A 17,630-nucleotide genomic window follows, 5' to 3' on the forward strand; every position below is an offset into this window, starting at 1 on the left:
CTTTTCGTCACCCACTACAGTTGACAAAGAGCCTGTTTAATCTAAAAAGGCAGTCCAAACAGGACTGCTTTTAAGGTTTATTGTTGTTCCGTTGAAGAGCTACTTGGCTCTGATTCACTTGAACTTGAGCTTGATTCAGATTCTGCAGGATGTAGTTCCTTGTAAGATGGGGTCTTGAATAGATTAGCTGTTGATTTATTGCCTTTTTGTTTGTAGAGGCTGGTTGATTTATCTTTCAGCTTTTTATTGATTTCTTTTAGTTGATCCATCTGTTTAGTGTAGGAAATCTTGCTAGAATCAACATGCTTCAAACCGTTTGGCGTATAGAAACGAAGAAGGTCACCTGTTTGAACAGCGTCACTCATCGAAAGCTGAGTTGCTACTGCCTTACGAATGGCTTCGTTATCTTTTTTAGTTGTCTCATCAGGGTTGGTAATTTCTTCCCCTGTTTGAGTGTTATAAAGTCGACCAGAGTAGCTGGTGTATTGAGGAGTAACATATTGACCTGAGGTCCTAAATGCGACGGTTTGCTTATTATCAGGAGATAGGAGGTCTTGTCCCATCTGGATATAAGAGCTAGTGTCAACACCAAGAATGTGAAGGAGAGTTGGAAGGGCATCGACCTCACCGCCAAAGGTGTTAGAGATGCCACCACCAGTATATCCTGGAATATGAATCATGTAAGGAACACGTTGAAGCATGGCCTTATCATAGTTTGACCAAGTTTCAGGGTTCTTACCGAGAAGTTCAGCAAGATTGCTGCTTCGTGTATCAGAGATACCATAGTGGTCACCGTACATGACAATAATCGAGTTGTCGTAAAGACCGGTTTCCTTAAGGTAATCAAAGAAGTCTTTGATTGCTGAGTCAAGATAGTTAGCTGTTGCAAAATATCCGTTGACTGTCTCATCTTTTGTTTCAGCGAGTGGGAAACCTTGTTCCTTTTCATCGCCTGAGAGTGAAGTGTATGGGTAGTGGTTAGATACTGTAAGGTATTTAACGTAGAAAGGTTGTTGCATTTGTTCCAGATATTTGATGGAATCTGGGAACATGTACTTGTCATTTAGACCATACTGGAATGAGTTTTCATCAGTTTTTTCAGTGAAGGCTGATGAGTCAAAGAAGTAATTATACCCCCATTGTTTATAGGTGTTATTACGATTCCAGAAGGATCCAGTGTTTCCGTGGAAAACAGCTGACGTATAGCCACCTGTTTGAGCTAGGATAGATGGTGCAGCATAGGCTGTATTGGTACCACCATAGTTTACCATGTATGAGCCTGTGCTTAGTCCAAAGAGAGACGTTTCCATCAAGGTTTCAGCATCAGAAGTTTTCCCTGATTTAACTTGGTGGAAGAAGTTTGAAAAGGCTAGGGTTTCGTTTGAGTGGTAAATGGAATTGATGAATGGTGTAACCTCATAGTCTTGACCGTCTACTTTGAGCTTGTAATCAATGAGGAACTGTTGGAAGCTTTCCAGGTGAATAACGATGACGTTTCTTCCTTTAGCAATTCCATAATACTTAGGATCAGGTGCTGCATAGTGCTCTTTAACGTAAGCTTCAACCTTTTTCATATCCTCAGCTGTTGCAGATGAACGAGCCTGTGAGGCCTGATAAGTTAAGTTACCAGAATAGGCTGTGAAGAAGGGAATCCCCATAGCACGAACAATATAGTTATTTGAGAAACCACGTGTCAACAACTCGCCACGGTTAACTTCCGCTAAGAAGAGGTTAACTGAGAGAAGGAGTGTCGACAGTGCAGTGACGGCAAAACTAGCTCGTTTGTTAAATGGCTTGCTGTCCATCTTAAGCTTCTTCCTGAAACTAGCATAGATGAAGAAAGGTACATCAATCAGGTAGAAGAGATAGCTTGGCTCAAGAAGGTTCTTGGCGGAGTCTCCTAGTCCTGCTGCTGAACTAGAACTTGCTAGAATGGTATTTACAGTGATGAAGTCTGTAAACTCTCCAAAGTAAATCACATTAGCGATAAGTAAGAGGTTAAGGATGACATAGATAGCAATGGTAATGCTATAAAAGAAACGTCGTTTCTTGAAGTATAGTCCTAAACCTAGAAGCATTAATCCTAGTGGAATAGGGTTAATCAGCGAAAGCATAACCTGATATCTGCTTTCCAACTCAAGATTAATGTTGACGTAATAAGCGAATATGGTTTTTAGCCAGTAAAAGAAGAGTAACAAGAGGATAAATCCAAGTCTTGATGAAACTCCTTTCCAAAAGGCTTCAGTAATTTTTTTCAAAGTAATACTTCCTTTGATTCTATATTATCTTAATCATTATACCAAATAAGATAATGACTCTCAAAAATTTACTGCCATTGAGTGTGATATTCCTTGACATATAATTGATAAAATCTAGTTACGAAACAGAAATAATAGCATTTTTTTGGTATAATAGTAACATGAGTATATTGACGGTAAGTCCCTTTGCGGAGAAAAAAATCAAACAAGGAAAACAGCTTCTTTTAGCGGAAGATTTTCCAAATATAACTGAAAATAATCAGTTGGTTTACCTTTATAGCCAGTCCAAAGATTTTTTAGGAACGGGCTATTTGTCAAGTCAAAATAAGGGGATAGGATGGTTTCTGTCCCCTAATAAAGAAAAATTGACAGTGACTTATTTTCAAGGACTTTTTGAAAGGGCTAAGGCCAAACGTCAATCCTATTATGATAATGAGTTGACGACAGCTTTTCGTCTTTTCAACCAAGATGGTGACGATTTTGGTGGACTCACAATTGATTTATATGGGGATTATGCCCTCTTTTCATGGTACAATGCCTTTGTTTATTCCTTGAAGGATGTTATTGTAGAGGCTTTCCAAACGGTCTTTCCTGAGGTCTTGGGAGGCTATGAGAAAATCCGCTTCAAGGGTCTTGATTTCGAATCAGACCATCTTTTTGGGCAGGAGGCGGCTGATACCTTCACCATTTTAGAAAATGGGGTCTCTTATGAAGTTTTCCTCAATGATGGGCTAATGACGGGAATTTTCCTTGATCAGCATGAAGTGCGTGATGGTTTAGTTAATGGCCTAGCTTTGGGTAAATCAGTTTTGAATATGTTCTCCTATACGGCAGCTTTTTCAGTTGCTGCGGCTATGGGTGGAGCGGTTGAAACGACATCAGTTGATTTGGCTAAGCGTTCACGTGAATTATCGACGGCTCATTTTGAAGCTAATGGTTTCAGTATGGACAATCATCGCTTGGTCGTGATGGATGTCTTCGATTATTTCAAATATGCAAAGAAAAAAGGCTTATCTTATGACCTTATCGTCATCGATCCGCCAAGCTTTGCTCGAAATAAGAAACGCACTTTCTCAGCAAATAAGGATTACCACAAGTTAATTGCACAGAGTCTTGATATTTTATCAGAGCATGGGACAATCATCGCAAGTACCAATGCTGCTAATATGACCGTGCAACAGTTTAAAAAACAACTCCGTAAGGGCTTGGGAGATGTTTCAGCGGACTTCGTTAACCTGCAACAATTACCAGCGGATTTTACCGTCAATCCTAATGATCCAACATCAAATTATTTGAAAGTATACACAATAAAGGTAAATAAATGAAAATTGTAGTTCCGATTATGCCAACTAGTTTAGAGGAGGCACAAGAGCTTGAACTGTCTCGTTTTGAGGGGGCAGACATTATAGAATGGCGTGCAGATTTTTTAGATAAGGATAGTATCTTAACGGTTGCTCCGGCTATTTTCGAGAAATTCGCAGGCTTTGAGATTGTCTTTACCATCCGTACGACGCGTGAGGGTGGCAAGCTTGAGTTAACGGATGCGGAATACATCGCACTAATTAAGGATGTAGCTGCTATCTATTCGCCAGATTATATTGATTTTGAGTATTTCACTCGTAAGGCTGTCTTTGACCAAATGCTGGATTTTTCAAACTTGGTTTTGTCTTATCATAACTTTGAGGAGACACCTGAAAACCTCATGGAGCTTTTGTCAGAAATGACAAACCTAACGCCAAGGGTGGTTAAGGTGGCGGTTATGCCTAAGCATGAGCAGGATGTTCTTGACCTTATGAACTTCACACGTGGCTTTAAAGCCTTTAATCGTGAGCAAGAGTTTGTAACCATGTCAATGGGGAAACTAGGTCGTTTGTCACGTTTTGCGGGAGATTTGGTGGGGTCATCATGGACCTTTGCTAGTCTTGACAATGCTAGTGCTCCGGGACAAGTTGGTCTTGCAGATATGCGTAGAATCAGGGAGGTTTTGGATGCAGATTGATGGACACACACGCCTAGCGGCTGTTGTTGCCAATCCTATCAAGCATTCCATTTCACCATTCATTCATAATTCGGCCTTCGAAAAGACACGGGTTAATGGTGTTTATGTGGCCTGGGAGATTCCAGAGTCAGACCTAGCCGAGACAGTTGAAGATATTAGACGTTACAACATGTTCGGTATCAACTTGTCGATGCCATATAAGGAAGCAGTCATTCCTTTTTTGGATGAAATTAGTCCTGCAGCTCAACTGATTGGTGCCGTCAATACAGTTGTTAATCGTGATGGTCATTTGATTGGTCATAATACGGACGGTTTTGGCTTCTTTGCTAGTCTAAAGGACTTTAGCCCTAGAGACGCTCATCTGATGATTTTGGGTGCTGGTGGTGCCGCTAAAGCTATTGTGACGCAGGCAGTTCTTGATGGTGCAAAAAAAGTCAGTGTCTATGTTCGCCCTCAGTCATTGGATAAGGCAAAAGAAAGTTTTAAGTCCTTACTTGAACAGGCAACTTGCCACTTGGAGTTTCATGCTTTAAATGATCTTGAGTATTTTCAAGAGGAACTAGGCCAGGCTGATTTATTGGTGAATGCGACGAGTGTTGGGATGGATGGCGAATCCTTGCCCATTCCTACAGACACAAAATTTCCTAAGGGACTCTTAGTTGCTGATATCATTTATCAGCCTTTTGAAACACCTTTCTTGGCCTTGGCTAGGAAACAGGGAATCGAGGCTGTGAATGGACTTGGCATGTTGCTTCATCAAGCGGCAGGTGCCTTTAAATTGTGGACCGGCAAGGACATGCCAACAGACGCCATTTGGCAGGAATTAGAAAATATTTACAATAGCTAGGAGGGGACGACTATGAAACTAGAGGTAAATTTAACGCATAACCCTTATGACATTATTATTGAAAAAGGAGCCCTTAAGACCGTCGGTCAATGGGTGAAGTCACTTTGGGAACCACAAAAGATTGCACTTATCACGGACAATCATGTGGGAGCTCTATATGCAGAAAAAGTTAAGCTTAGCTTGGAGCACGAAGGTTTTGAGGTAGTCGTTTTTGATTTCTTAGAAGGTGAAGCAAGTAAAAATCTTAAAACTGTTAATAAGGCTTATGAGTTTTTGATTAAGAATGGCATGACTCGTAGTGATGGGATTCTTGCTCTTGGTGGTGGCGTTGTTGGTGATTTGGCAGGCTTTGTCGCTTCGACCTATATGCGTGGGATTCACTTCGTTCAGGTTCCAACTAGTCTAACTGCCCAGGTGGATTCATCTATTGGTGGTAAGACAGGTGTGAACACACCATTTGCTAAAAATATCGTGGGAACTTTTGCTCAGCCTGATGGGGTTTTGATTGACCCTAATGTTCTTGAGACACTTGGTAAACGTGAATTGATTGAAGGTATGGGTGAGGTTGTCAAATACGGTTTAATTGACGATCCTGAGCTTTGGTACTTGCTTGAAAGCATTGATGGTTCAGTTCACAGTATCCTAGAAAACTCTGAAACCATCATTTATCGTTCATGTAATGTTAAGCGTAAAGTAGTGGTTGAAGACGAGTTTGAAGGTGGCGTTCGTATGTATCTAAACTTTGGTCATACGATTGGGCATGCCGTTGAACAAACAGCTGGTTACGGTAAAGTCATGCACGGTGAAGCGGTGGCTATCGGAATGGTTCAGATTTCACGAGTTGCTGAGGAAAAAGGTCTGATGCCTAAGGGAATCACACGTCAAATTGCTGAGATGTGTGTTAAGTTTGGCTTGCCAGTGGACTATGAGCCATGGCGTGTTGAGGAGCTTTACACAGCCCTCACACATGACAAAAAAGCCCGTGGTAATAGCATTAAGACAGTTATCGTTCCAGAGATTGGTAAGGCAGCTATCAATCAAATTCCTTTAGTTGAAATGAAAGAGTACTTGGAGAAATAAATGAGATATTTAACAGCAGGTGAGTCTCACGGCCCACGTTTAACAGCAATTATCGAAGGTGTTCCAGCAGGTCTTCCCTTGACGGCTGAAGATATCAATGGCGATTTGAAACGTCGCCAAGGTGGCTATGGTCGTGGTGGCCGTATGAAAATTGAGTCTGATAAGGTTGAAATCACTTCTGGTGTTCGTCATGGGAAAACAACAGGGGCTCCAATCACCCTTCATGTCATCAATAAGGATCATCAAAAATGGTTGGACATCATGGCTGTGGAAGATATTGAGGATCGTTTGAAAACCAAACGTAAAATCACTCACCCACGTCCAGGACATGCTGACTTGGTTGGTGGAATGAAGTACCGTTTCGATGATTTGCGTAATTCTTTGGAACGTTCTAGTGCGCGTGAAACAACTATGCGTGTGGCAGTAGGTGCTGTCGCTAAACGTATCTTGGCTGAGCTTGATATTGAAATTGCCAACCATGTCGTTGTCTTTGGTGGTAAGGAAATTGATGTGCCAGAGAATTTGACAGTCGCTCAAATCAAGGAATTGGCTCAACAATCAGAGATTTCAGTTGTTAACCAAGAACGTGAACAAGAAATAAAAGATTACATTGACCAAATCAAAAAAGAGGGAGACACAATCGGTGGTGTCGTTGAAACTGTTGTTGGCGGCGTCCCTGTTGGCCTTGGTTCTTATGTCCAATGGGATACCAAACTTGATGCCAAGATTGCTCAAGCAATTGTATCTATCAATGCCTTCAAGGGTGTAGAATTTGGTCTTGGTTTCAAGGATGGCTACCTCAAGGGCTCTCAAGTAATGGACGAGATTCTCTGGAATGAAGAGGATGGCTATACGCGTCGCACTAACAACCTTGGTGGTTTTGAAGGTGGTATGACCAACGGGCAACCGATTGTGGTCCGTGGGGTTATGAAACCTATTCCAACCCTTTACAAGCCATTGATGTCAGTAGATATCGAAACACACGAACCTTACAAGGCAACAGTTGAGCGTTCAGATCCAACGGCCTTGCCTGCAGCGGGTGTCGTTATGGAATCCGTAGTTGCTACAGTTGTAGCCAATGAAATCTTGGACAAATTTTCTTCTGACAACATGGAAGAATTGAAAGAAGCGGTAGCACGTCACCGTGACTATGTGAAAAACTTTTAAGCAGCATCAGACAATAGATGGGAGTAGTAATGAGTAAGAAAACTATTTATATCGCAGGATTGGGCTTGATTGGTGGCTCCTTGGCCTTAGGGATTAAAAGGGACCATCCTGATTATGAGATTCTTGGATATAATCGCTCTGACTATTCTCGAAATATTGCACTTGAGCGTGGCATCGTTGACCGTGCGACAAGTGATTTCAAAGAATTTGCTCCCTTCGCGGATGTTATTATCCTTGCAGTGCCAATTAAGCAAACCGTGGCCTACTTGAAGGAGTTGGCTGACTTGGAGCTCAAAGATGATGTCATCATCACAGAAGCAGGGTCTACTAAGTTGGATATCGTTGAGGCAGCTGAACGTTACCTAACAGGTAAAAATGTTCAGTTTGTAGGTTCTCACCCTATGGCCGGTTCCCATAAATCAGGGGCTATTGCAGCTGACGTGACACTTTTCGAAAATGCTTATTATATTTTCACACCGACGAGTCTAACAAGAGAGACAACTATCCCTGAACTTAAGGACATCTTGTCAGGGCTTAAGTCACGATTTGTGGAGCTTGATGCGGCTGAACATGACCGTGTAACCAGTCAAATCAGTCATTTTCCACATCTTTTGGCTTCTGGACTTATGGAGCAGGCAGCTGATTATGCTCAGGCTCACGAGATGACCAATCACTTTGCGGCTGGGGGTTTCCGAGATATGACCCGTATTGCAGAAAGTGAACCTGGCATGTGGGCTTCCATTCTCATGACCAATGGGCCAGCTGTTTTGGATCGTATTGAAGATTTCAAAAAACGTTTGGACCATGTGGCCGACTTGATTAAGGCTGAAGATGAGAATGCCATTTGGGAGTTCTTTGACAACGGTCGTAAGAAACGTAAAGAGATGGAGATCCACAAAAAAGGTGGCGTGGAAAGTGCCTTCGATATTTTTGTGGATGTGCCTGACCGAGAAGACGTTATCCTTAGCATTATGGAATTGCTGCGAGGAACGTCTTTGGTTAACCTTCGTATTAATGAGGAAAATCGTGAGGATATTCACGGTATCCTACAAATTACTTTTAAAAATGAAAAAGATCGCACACATGCTAAGACTGTTATTGAAGCCAATACGGATTATCATGTGGTGATCGCCTAGGAGAATAAAATGACAAATATTTATGATTTAGCAAATGAGTTGGAACGTGGCATTCGTGCCCTTCCTGAGTACAAAACTTTGGTAGAGAAAAAAGAAGCGATTGCAGCTGATGCTGAGGCTAGCGCTCTTTTCAAAGAGTTTACTGATTTCCAAGAGGATTTCTATGCTAAAATGCAAGCTGGCACAATGCCAACTGCAGAAGAACAAGCAGCTGTTCAAGAATTGGGTCAAAAGGTAGAAGCTAATGCACTTTTGAAAGAATACTTGGCTGCACAACAAGGTTTGTCTGTTTATTTGAATGATATTGAACGTATCATCTTCAAACCTTTGCAAGAATTGAATAGTTAATCAGAGAGGGTGTGTCAGTTGACAGGCCCTTTTCTGCATTCAAAAGAGATTCTCTAAGAATGAAGATCAAATATTAAGGAGGAAAATGATGGCTCGTAAAATTGGAATTATTGGTATGGGAAATGTTGGAGCTGCGGTAGCTCATGGAGCTATTGCTCAAGGTTTGGCTGATAGTTATGTCTTTATAGATATCAATGAGAAAAAGGCTGAGGCGGATGCCCAGGATTTTAAAGATGCTATGGCCAATCTGCCTAGCTATGCCAACATCGTGGTTAATGATTATGCAGCACTTGAAGATGCTGATGTGATTATTTCATCCCTTGGAAATATTCAGTTACAGCATAATGCCGGTGAGGACCGTTTTGCTGAATTTCCATTTACCCGAGAAACTGTTTATCAGGTTTCTCAGGAACTCAAAAAATTGGATTTTAAAGGCATACTCTTGGTTATCTCAAACCCTGTAGATGCTGTATCAGCCCTCTATCAAGAGTTCACAGGTTGGCCAAGAGAACGTGTGATTGGGACAGGGACTCTACTCGATACAGCTAGAATGAAGGCAGCGGTAGGAGATGATTTATCAGTCAATCCAAAATCAGTATCCGGCTACAATCTTGGCGAACATGGGAATTCCCAATTTACAGCCTGGAGTCAAGTCAAGGTCAAAGGTCAAGATATTACAGCATTGACCAGTGAAGAAGAGCGTCAAAATCTTTTTATGGCTTCTATGAAGGGTGGCCACAAGGTCTTTTATGGTAAGGGCTATACTTCATACGGCATTGCCAGTGCTGCTCTTCGTTTGGTATCTATTATCCTTTCTGATGCTCAAGAAGAAGTGGCGGTATCGAGCTATCAAGCAACTTATCAGACCTACCTTGGCTATCCAGTTATTTTAGGACGTCAAGGGGTGGTTGCACCTGTTCACTTGTCTTTGTCGGCTGAGGAAGATCGTCTCTTGGAGGAGTCTGCTAACTTAATTCGGAACCGTGTTCAAGAGGCAGTTGCCTTGCTAAGAGAAAAGTATACTAATACTAGAGAGTGAATATTTTGACAATTCAGTCTATGGTTAGGCTTTTAATTATGGTATAATGAGAGCAACTATAAATTTTTCAGGAGTAACCTATGAAACTAGAAACCAAGGCACAAGGTCTTCATGGCAGCTTGCGTATCCCTGGTGACAAGTCAATCAGTCACCGTTCGATTATGTTCGGAAGTCTTGCCAAAGGTGTGACAACTGTTCGTGATATTTTACGAGGTGAGGATGTCCTCTCAACCATGCAGGTCTTTCGTGATCTGGGTGTGACTATCGAGGATGATGGTGATGTGGTTCGCATTCACGGTGTTGGTTTTGATGGTCTCAAGGCTCCTCAAAACAAATTGGACATGGGTAACTCTGGAACATCGATTCGCTTGATTTCAGGTGTGCTTGCAGGTCAAGATTTTGATGTGGAAATGTTTGGAGATGATTCCCTTTCAAAACGTCCGATGGACCGTGTGACCATTCCCTTGCGTCAGATGGGTGTAGAGGTTTCAGGTCAAACAGACCGTGATTTGCCACCATTGAAAATGCACGGTAGCAAGTCCCTTAAACCTATTCATTACCAATTGCCTGTGGCCTCTGCTCAGGTAAAGTCTGCTCTTATTTTTGCAGCGCTTCAAGCTGATGGCGAATCTGTCATCATTGAAAAGGAAAAAACACGTAATCATACGGAAGATATGATTCAGCAGTTTGGCGGTCAGCTTCAAGTAGATGGTAAGGAAATTCGTATTTCTGGTGGCCAAAGCTTTACTGCTCAAGAAGTAGTGGTTCCAGGTGACATTTCTTCAGCTGCCTTTTGGTTGGTAGCGGGACTCGTGGTACCTAACTCTAAGATTGTCTTGGAAAATGTCGGCATCAACGAGACACGTACGGGTATCATTGATGTGATCAAAGATATGGGTGGTAAAATTACCCTTTCAGATATTGACCAGGTTGCCAAATCTGCGACTATTACGGTTGAAACTTCAGAACTTAAAGGAACTGAAATTGGTGGAGATATCATTCCACGTTTGATTGATGAACTTCCGATTATTACACTCTTGGCGACACAAGCCCAAGGTAAGACAGTGATTCGTGATGCTGAAGAACTCAAGGTCAAAGAGACCGATCGTATTCAGGTGGTGGCAGATGCCTTGAATGCTATGGGGGCTGATATTGTACCAACTGAGGATGGTATGATTATCACTGGTAAGACGGCTCTTCATGGGGCAGAGGTCAATACCTTTGGAGACCACCGTATTGGTATGATGACAGCTATTGCTGCCCTCTTGGTTCAAGACGGTGAGGTTGACTTGCAACGTGCGGAAGCTATCAATACAAGTTACCCAAGCTTCTTTAGTGACTTGGAAGGATTGCTCAATGGCTAAAGTTTTATTGGGCTTTATGGGAGTTGGTAAGAGTTCCGTCGCCCCATACCTGGATGGTCGTTTCGTGGATATGGATCAGGTCATCGAGGAGAAAATCGGCATGTCCATTGCTGATTTTTTTGCAAAAGAAGGTGAAGCAGCCTTTCGTCAGATTGAGTCTGAGACTTTGGAAGAACTTCTCCAAGAGGGAGATGATGTCATCATCTCTACTGGAGGTGGTGTCGTTGTAACAGAGCGTAATCGTCAGCTCTTGATGAAGAATCGGAAACATAACGTTTGGCTCCATGCTTCTTTCGATGTGGTTTATGATCGCATTGAAAAGGATACCAAAAATCAACGCCCCCTCTTTCTCAATCATTCAAAAGAGGATTTTAAGGCTATTTACGACGGTCGAATGGCACTCTATCAAGATTTAGCAGATTTGGTTGTCACAGTTGATAACCGAACGCCAGAAGAAGTAGCAAGGTTTATCAAATGTATGTAGGTTATTTGGGCCCAAGTGGGTCGTTTACGCATAATGCAGCCTTAAAGGCTTTTCCTGAGGCAGAATTGGTTTCTCTAGGTACCATTACCGAGGTTATCAAGTCTTATGAAGAGGGACGTGTGGATTATGCGGTCATTCCGGTGGAAAATTCCATCGAGGGCTCTGTTCATGAGAGTTTAGACTATCTCTTCCATCAGGCCGATATTCGTGCTGTGGCAGAGATTGTTCAGCCTATCAAACAGCAGTTGATGGCGACTAAACATCATGAGAAAATTGAGAAAATCTTCTCACACCCACAGGCCATTGCCCAAGGGAAAAAGTATATTAAACAGCATTTTCCACATGCTAAGATTGAGACAACAGCAAGTACAGCCTTTGCGGCGCGTTTTGTCGCTGATAATCCAGATCAGCCATATGCGGCTATCGCTCCGCATGCAGCTGCTAAGGAATACGGTCTTCAAATCTTGGCTAAGGATATTCAGGAGATTGAAAAGAATTATACCCGCTTTTGGGTGTTGGGGAACACCGTTCCTGAGATTCCGCTCAATCCGATTGACTGCAAATTAACGCTGGCCTTGACCCTGCCTGACAATATGCCAGGGGCACTTTACAAGGCCTTATCGACCTTTGCCTGGCGAGGCATTGACTTGACCAAGATAGAAAGTCGTCCTTTGAAGACGGTACTTGGCGAGTATTTCTTTATTATTGATTGTGATTATACAAAGGAAAAGTTGGCTCAGTTCGCTCTTGAAGAGCTGACTGCAGTTGGAATTGGATATAAAATCTTGGGTGCTTACCAAGTCTATGAAATTTAAAGGGAAATCTTATGACCAAATCTAACAATGGACCGTTTACGCATCATGAACGGTTACGTTACAGCTATCTTTTAAAAAATCTTGCTCACCTGAATGGACAGCAGGCCTCAGAATTCAATTATCTTCAAGGAAAGTTGGATGCCTATGAAGCTGAGCGGCGGTATCAAGCGCAAATAGAGAACTATCAAGCAGCATGGCGCCAGCCTTATGACAATCGTTCTGACTACTATCAAGAACGTGATTATGAGTCTGTCAATCAGCTAACTGAGGAAGGTTTGCCCGTCTATCGGGAGGAAGTCGCTCAAAGTAAACCTAAACGTAAAAAGGTTCAAAGGCAAGCAACTCCTTCAGCAACGTCGGCTCCAAGGTCCAAGTCGCAAGTAGACAAGAAGAAGCGACCAAAGAAAAAGAGAAGGCTCAAGAAAGTTGTTAAGCTGGTGCTTAGTTGCTTGAGTCTTGGAGTTGTGTTCTTAGTGATAGCCATGGCCTATCAATTTTACAAGGGAACAGACCTTTCTGCTGCGGGTAATAATGGTAAATCATACCAGCCTGCCATAGTTGAGACCTTTAATGGCAAGGATACTAAGGATGGGGTTAATATCCTTATTCTAGGTTCTGACCAACGCGTTAGCCAAGAATCTACCGATGCCAGAACAGATTCCATTATGGTGGTCAATGTGGGCAATAAAGAAGGTAAGGTTAAGATGGTTAGCTTTATGCGAGACACCTTAGTCAATATCAAGGGGGCTTCAGAAACCGACTATTCTCAGGACTTGAAACTCAATACGGCTTTCAATATTGGTGAGCAAAATAATCATCAAGGAGCAGAGCTCATGCGTGAGACGCTCAAACGAAACTTTGATATTGATATCAAGTACTATGCCATGGTTGACTTTGAAACCTTTGCGACAGGGGTTGATACCCTCTTCCCAAATGGTGTAGAAATCAATGCGAAGTTTGCGACCATTGATGGTAAAAAAGTGTCTTCGGTTCAAGTCCCAGATGATTTGAAGATGGACAAGAACGGTCACGTGCCAAATCAAACCATTAAAGTTGGTAAACAAGATATGGATGGCCGCACCCTTCTGAATTATGCCCGTTTCCGTAAGGATGACGAGGGAGATTATGGCCGTACCAAGCGCCAGCAACAAGTGATGCAGGCTGTCATGAAACAGCTTAAGAATCCACTTAGCCTCTTCAAAGGGCCTGAGGCTTTGGGGAAGGTCTACTCACTGACCTCAACCAATATGAGTATGACAGACATGTTGGACTTGGGACTTTCAAATGCCGGTAGTTTCAAAAAAGGGATCAATTCGCAAACCATTCCTTCGGATGGTGATTGGATTGATAGCTATGATTTGTATGGCGGTCAAGGGATTGAAATTGATTTTGACACTTATCAGGCAAAATTAAAAGAACTAGGATTTAGATAAGAAAAGAAGCAGGTTCACACTGAACCTGCTTCTTTTTTGGTATTAAGAGCTTGTATAAGCGCCATGTATAAGAGTTTTAGAAAATGATAGAGCAAATAGGTCATGATAACGAGAATAATGACGAACTCTACCTTATAAATCAATTGGGTAGCTGGATTGACTAAACCCAGACTGGTGGTAGCTGCCTTAAAAGCATTGACACTATTGACCAAGGGAAAGCTAAAAGCTGCAAAAAGTGGCATAAAGCCTTTTCTAACCAGTTTTACAAAGAGATTAAGAGCATAGAAAAAGAATGCTTGTGAGAATAAAAGTAGGGCAAGTAAAATGATAGTTGCAGGTCTTTGATTACTCTTGATTGAGCTGGTAATGAGAAGGGCCAGAGGTGCTGCTAAAATGGCAAGTATAGGCTGATATAGGTGAGGGATGGCTATCTGTCTCATTCTCCATAAAACAAGTGGAAAGAGGGACAGAGTCGCTAATCCCGTTACTCCCAGAATAAGTCCCTTGATGCTAGTAGGAACACTAGCCGGTACTGTCACAAGACTGATAGCAGGGCCAACGTAGACCACGAACCAGCTTGGATAGACTTGATTCAAAGAAAATGGGCGTAAAAAACGCAGACTGAAAAAAATAATATAGGCAATATAAAGTCCAAGGAGTCCAAGCCAAGTCACACTCAATCCTGTTTGAGCTAGTGGGAGGCGGCTGGCAAATAGAAAGGCAGCCATAAAGAAACTAGCAAAGGCCGAAGCAATGACTGGATTTCGCAAATCTTCCCTTACTTGTTCAAATCCAAGAATCAAGCGACCTAGTATAAGTATAAAACCGATACTGGCTAGAAACCAAATGCCCTGAGCAATCAGGGCAAAGTGGCTTATTTGATTGGATAAACTAAAGAGGGCAAGAACTAGACTAGATAGGGCCAAGGGAATTTTCTTAAAAAATACCATCATTGGTCCACCGGCCTTTCTAGCTAGCTGCAAGAATGTGACGAAGCTGCACCGCACTCGGAGATACAATTGGAAGGAAGACGCCTTCATTCCAACGACGGATAAAGCTTGACTCTGATTCTTTCAAATAGCCACGACCACCACTAGCCTGAAGTTCGAGGAGCAGGCTGTTGGCTACGACGTCGACGATATCGATACGCAATTGGAAAAGTTCACGTGGTTTGTCAATGAAATAATCGGCATCATTAAGACCTGCAAAGAGTTTGTCTTGGATAGCAAGAAGATTTCCACGTGTAGCTTCAAATTCTTCACGAAGAACGCTACGGTTACTGTTTAGACTAGCTTCAACCTCATCAAGAGAACGTTTGGCCAAACCAAAGGCAAGACCAAATTGGAAACCAAGGAAGTTCGGACGTGTTTTGGCAATATAGTCCGTACCTTCTTTTGAAAGGATCCAATTAGGATCTAACTTAACGTGATCGAAAGTAAGAGAGGCAGTGTTTGCACCTTGAAGGGAAACAAATTCCAAATCTTCAGAACGGCTGAGACCCTCAGCTTCAGATGGAATAGTGATAATCCAAGGTTGGCTACCATCTTTAAAGTCAGCAGCAAAGAGAGCAGCGAATTTATCAGAACGTAGGTTAGTCACCCAAGGCAAACGACCATCAAGATAGTAGTCATCACCTTCTTGACTGATGGTAACATTCAATTCTTCAATATCTGACAAGAATTTGACCGCATTTGACAAGCCAGTTCCACCAGCACGCTCACCGGTATACAATTCTTTCAACCATGTTTCACGAGGATAAGCATTGTCACTCGCAAGGATATACTCGATGAAAGTACGGTGCCCCCAAGAAATAAAGGAAGCTGTCAAAGAGTGTTGTGCCAATTCATCAAGCACATCAACAACTTGAGTAGGACCACCACCTAGGCCATCAAACTTAGCAGGTACGCCGATTTTAAAGACGTCGTTTTCAGCAATTTTTTCAAGAAGTTGGTCCGCAATAGGTCCAGACTCTTGGTCAATATGGTCAGCGTTGGTATCCAACCAAGTAAGGAATTCTTTTGAAAAATGTGACATAGGCTTAGGTCCTCCTCTAGTTTATCCTTTGTTTTTGAATTAAGCGAATTCTTGAAGTTCAGGGTTAATCGGTGTTTGTGCGAGATTGTTAGCGTAGTTACACAAGCTAGCAAGGCTGACACCCAAGATAACGTCAAGGGCATTTTGAGCAGTATAACCAGCTTCCAAGAAGTCATTGTAGGCTTCGTCACCAACAGCACCTTTGGTATTGATCACGGCAATAGTGAATTTAGCAAGGGTATCAAGTTTTGGATCGTCTTCGATTGGTGTACGGTTACGAAGGGCTTCCAAAAGTTGAGGTGTCATTTGGATTTGCTTGATTGAAAAGGCTGTATGACCTGCCACACAGAAGGCACAGCCATTAGTAACAGCAGCTGTAATTTGAACAACCTCTCGTTCAGTTGGTGTCAATGAATTGCGACGGTTGATTTCACCTACAGTACGGTAAGTTTCAAGCGCAGTTGGCGCATTAGCAAGGAGACCAATCAAATTTGGAATGTATCCCCCATTGGCATCTTTGACTGTTTGAAGGACGTCTTTGACTTCTTCTGGTGCAGTTTCGATTGTATGAATGGTAATATCTGGCATGATTATTCTCCTTTATATAGAAACGACATCTAGCAAGTAGCTGAGTCGTTTAATTTTTTGTCATGGACCTATGATAGCACTGTATGACTTTTCTGAAAAATCTATATTATTTATGGCTGGCCATAAATTTGATTTATATGTGCTATAATGGAAAGGAGTAAAAGGCTTTTGAAGGTACGTTTAAGCCCCATAAAAGTAAAGAAAGTTGAATTATGTTAAATAAAAACGATATTGTAGAAGTTGAAATTGTCGATTTGACACATGAAGGAGCAGGCGTTGCCAAGGTGGATGGCTTTGTCTTTTTCGTGGATAATGCCCTTCCAGATGAAGTCATCAAGATGCGTGTGCTTAAGCTAAAGAAAAATATCGGCTTTGGTAAGGTTGAGGAGTATGTGACCCTTTCATCAAACCGCAATCAGGACATTGATGCAACCTATCTCCGTTCAGGGATTGCTGATTTTGGACATATGACTTACGAGGAGCAACTTAAGTTCAAGCGTAAACAAGTCGTCGATAACCTCTATAAAACAGCCGGTATCTCGGACGTAGAAGTCGCTGAAACACTAGGTATGGAAACACCTTATGCCTACCGTAATAAGGCGCAGGTGCCCGTTCGCCGTGTTAAAGGTCAGCTTGAAACAGGCTTCTACCGCAAGAATTCGCACGACTTGATTCCAATCGAGGATTTCCTTATCCAAGACAAGGAGATTGATAAACTCATCGTCTTTGTTCGTGACCTACTTCGTCGCTACGACCTCAAACCTTATGATGAGAAGGAGCAGACAGGTTTGATTCGTCATCTGGTAGTTCGTCGTGGTCATTATTCAGGTCAGATGATGTTGGTCTTTGTAACGACCAGACCAAAAGTTTTCCGTATTGACCAAGTCATTGCTAAGATTACGGAAGCCTACCCAAGTGTCGTTTCAATCATTCAAAACATCAACGATAAGAACACTAATGCTATCTTTGGTAAGGAGTTTCGCACCCTTTATGGTCAAGACACTATCACAGACAGTATGTTGGGCAATGACTATGAGA

Annotated in this window: 17 protein-coding genes; 13 read left to right on the plus strand and 4 right to left on the minus strand. The window is 42.3% G+C overall.

What is annotated here, in order from left to right; genetic code table 11:
- Positions 1-77: 77 nt before the first annotated feature.
- Positions 78-2,258, minus strand: a complete 2,181-nt coding sequence (locus HMPREF2867_RS03270; RefSeq protein WP_070575782.1) for an LTA synthase family protein — start codon at positions 2,256-2,258, stop codon at positions 78-80.
- Positions 2,259-2,419: 161 nt separating this feature from the next.
- Here HMPREF2867_RS03270 and HMPREF2867_RS03275 point away from each other — a divergent pair, with 161 nt between their 5' ends.
- The 12 genes from HMPREF2867_RS03275 to HMPREF2867_RS03330 all read left to right on the plus strand — a co-directional run bounded on the left by HMPREF2867_RS03275 (position 2,420) and on the right by HMPREF2867_RS03330 (position 13,970).
- On the plus strand, positions 2,420-3,583 hold the full coding sequence (locus tag HMPREF2867_RS03275; RefSeq protein WP_022496014.1) for a class I SAM-dependent rRNA methyltransferase: 1,164 nt from the start codon (positions 2,420-2,422) through the stop codon (positions 3,581-3,583).
- Positions 3,580-4,257 carry a type I 3-dehydroquinate dehydratase gene (aroD, locus tag HMPREF2867_RS03280; RefSeq protein WP_070575785.1) on the plus strand — a complete coding sequence of 226 codons (678 nt, stop codon included), beginning with the start codon at positions 3,580-3,582 and terminating at the stop codon, positions 4,255-4,257. Before HMPREF2867_RS03275 ends, aroD begins: the two co-directional genes overlap by 4 nt.
- Positions 4,247-5,104, plus strand: a complete 858-nt coding sequence (locus HMPREF2867_RS03285; protein ID WP_070575788.1) for a shikimate dehydrogenase — start codon at positions 4,247-4,249, stop codon at positions 5,102-5,104. The genes aroD and HMPREF2867_RS03285 overlap by 11 nt, the downstream gene beginning before the upstream one ends.
- Before the next feature lie 12 nt (positions 5,105-5,116).
- Positions 5,117-6,184 carry a 3-dehydroquinate synthase gene (aroB, locus tag HMPREF2867_RS03290; RefSeq protein ID WP_070575791.1) on the plus strand — a complete coding sequence of 356 codons (1,068 nt, stop codon included), beginning with the start codon at positions 5,117-5,119 and terminating at the stop codon, positions 6,182-6,184.
- Positions 6,185-7,351, plus strand: a complete 1,167-nt coding sequence (gene aroC / locus HMPREF2867_RS03295) for a chorismate synthase (protein WP_049546191.1) — start codon at positions 6,185-6,187, stop codon at positions 7,349-7,351.
- Positions 7,352-7,380: 29 nt separating this feature from the next.
- Positions 7,381-8,487, plus strand: coding sequence for a prephenate dehydrogenase (locus HMPREF2867_RS03300; protein ID WP_070575792.1), 1,107 nt, complete (start codon positions 7,381-7,383; stop codon positions 8,485-8,487).
- 9 nt (positions 8,488-8,496) lie between these two features.
- Positions 8,497-8,835 (plus strand): YlbF/YmcA family competence regulator, encoded by a 339-nt coding sequence (locus HMPREF2867_RS03305; protein WP_002890462.1) that lies wholly within the window; start codon positions 8,497-8,499, stop codon positions 8,833-8,835.
- An 88-nt stretch (positions 8,836-8,923) separates the two neighbouring features.
- Positions 8,924-9,874 carry an L-lactate dehydrogenase gene (locus HMPREF2867_RS03310; protein ID WP_070575795.1) on the plus strand — a complete coding sequence of 317 codons (951 nt, stop codon included), beginning with the start codon at positions 8,924-8,926 and terminating at the stop codon, positions 9,872-9,874.
- 80 nt (positions 9,875-9,954) lie between these two features.
- Positions 9,955-11,238 carry a 3-phosphoshikimate 1-carboxyvinyltransferase gene (gene aroA / locus HMPREF2867_RS03315; protein WP_003093644.1) on the plus strand — a complete coding sequence of 428 codons (1,284 nt, stop codon included), beginning with the start codon at positions 9,955-9,957 and terminating at the stop codon, positions 11,236-11,238.
- Positions 11,231-11,722, plus strand: a complete 492-nt coding sequence (locus HMPREF2867_RS03320; protein ID WP_070575798.1) for a shikimate kinase — start codon at positions 11,231-11,233, stop codon at positions 11,720-11,722. The genes aroA and HMPREF2867_RS03320 overlap by 8 nt, the downstream gene beginning before the upstream one ends.
- Entirely contained in the window at positions 11,713-12,537 is an 825-nt protein-coding gene (gene pheA / locus HMPREF2867_RS03325) for a prephenate dehydratase (RefSeq protein WP_070575801.1), read from the plus strand. Before HMPREF2867_RS03320 ends, pheA begins: the two co-directional genes overlap by 10 nt.
- An 11-nt stretch (positions 12,538-12,548) precedes the next feature.
- Positions 12,549-13,970, plus strand: coding sequence for an LCP family protein (locus HMPREF2867_RS03330; RefSeq protein ID WP_070575804.1), 1,422 nt, complete (start codon positions 12,549-12,551; stop codon positions 13,968-13,970).
- A gap of 14 nt (positions 13,971-13,984) precedes the next feature.
- Here HMPREF2867_RS03330 and HMPREF2867_RS03335 read toward each other — a convergent pair whose 3' ends face one another.
- Genes HMPREF2867_RS03335 through HMPREF2867_RS03345 form a run of 3 tightly spaced genes read right to left on the minus strand, consistent with a single transcriptional unit; the run spans position 13,985 to position 16,592 of the window.
- Complete coding sequence (locus HMPREF2867_RS03335) at positions 13,985-14,923, minus strand: SLAC1 family transporter (protein ID WP_070575807.1); 939 nt, start codon at positions 14,921-14,923, stop codon at positions 13,985-13,987.
- 16 nt (positions 14,924-14,939) lie between these two features.
- Positions 14,940-16,004, minus strand: coding sequence for an acyl-CoA dehydrogenase family protein (locus tag HMPREF2867_RS03340; protein ID WP_070575810.1), 1,065 nt, complete (start codon positions 16,002-16,004; stop codon positions 14,940-14,942).
- Positions 16,005-16,043: 39 nt separating this feature from the next.
- Positions 16,044-16,592 (minus strand): carboxymuconolactone decarboxylase family protein, encoded by a 549-nt coding sequence (locus HMPREF2867_RS03345; protein WP_002885920.1) that lies wholly within the window; start codon positions 16,590-16,592, stop codon positions 16,044-16,046.
- 212 nt (positions 16,593-16,804) lie between these two features.
- Between HMPREF2867_RS03345 and rlmD the strand changes: the two genes are divergently transcribed.
- On the plus strand, positions 16,805-17,630 hold an 826-nt coding region (gene rlmD / locus HMPREF2867_RS03350; RefSeq protein ID WP_070575813.1), incomplete at its 3' end, for a 23S rRNA (uracil(1939)-C(5))-methyltransferase RlmD.

It is taken from the genome of Streptococcus sp. HMSC064H09, from assembly GCF_001812625.1.
Classification (GTDB): domain Bacteria; phylum Bacillota; class Bacilli; order Lactobacillales; family Streptococcaceae; genus Streptococcus.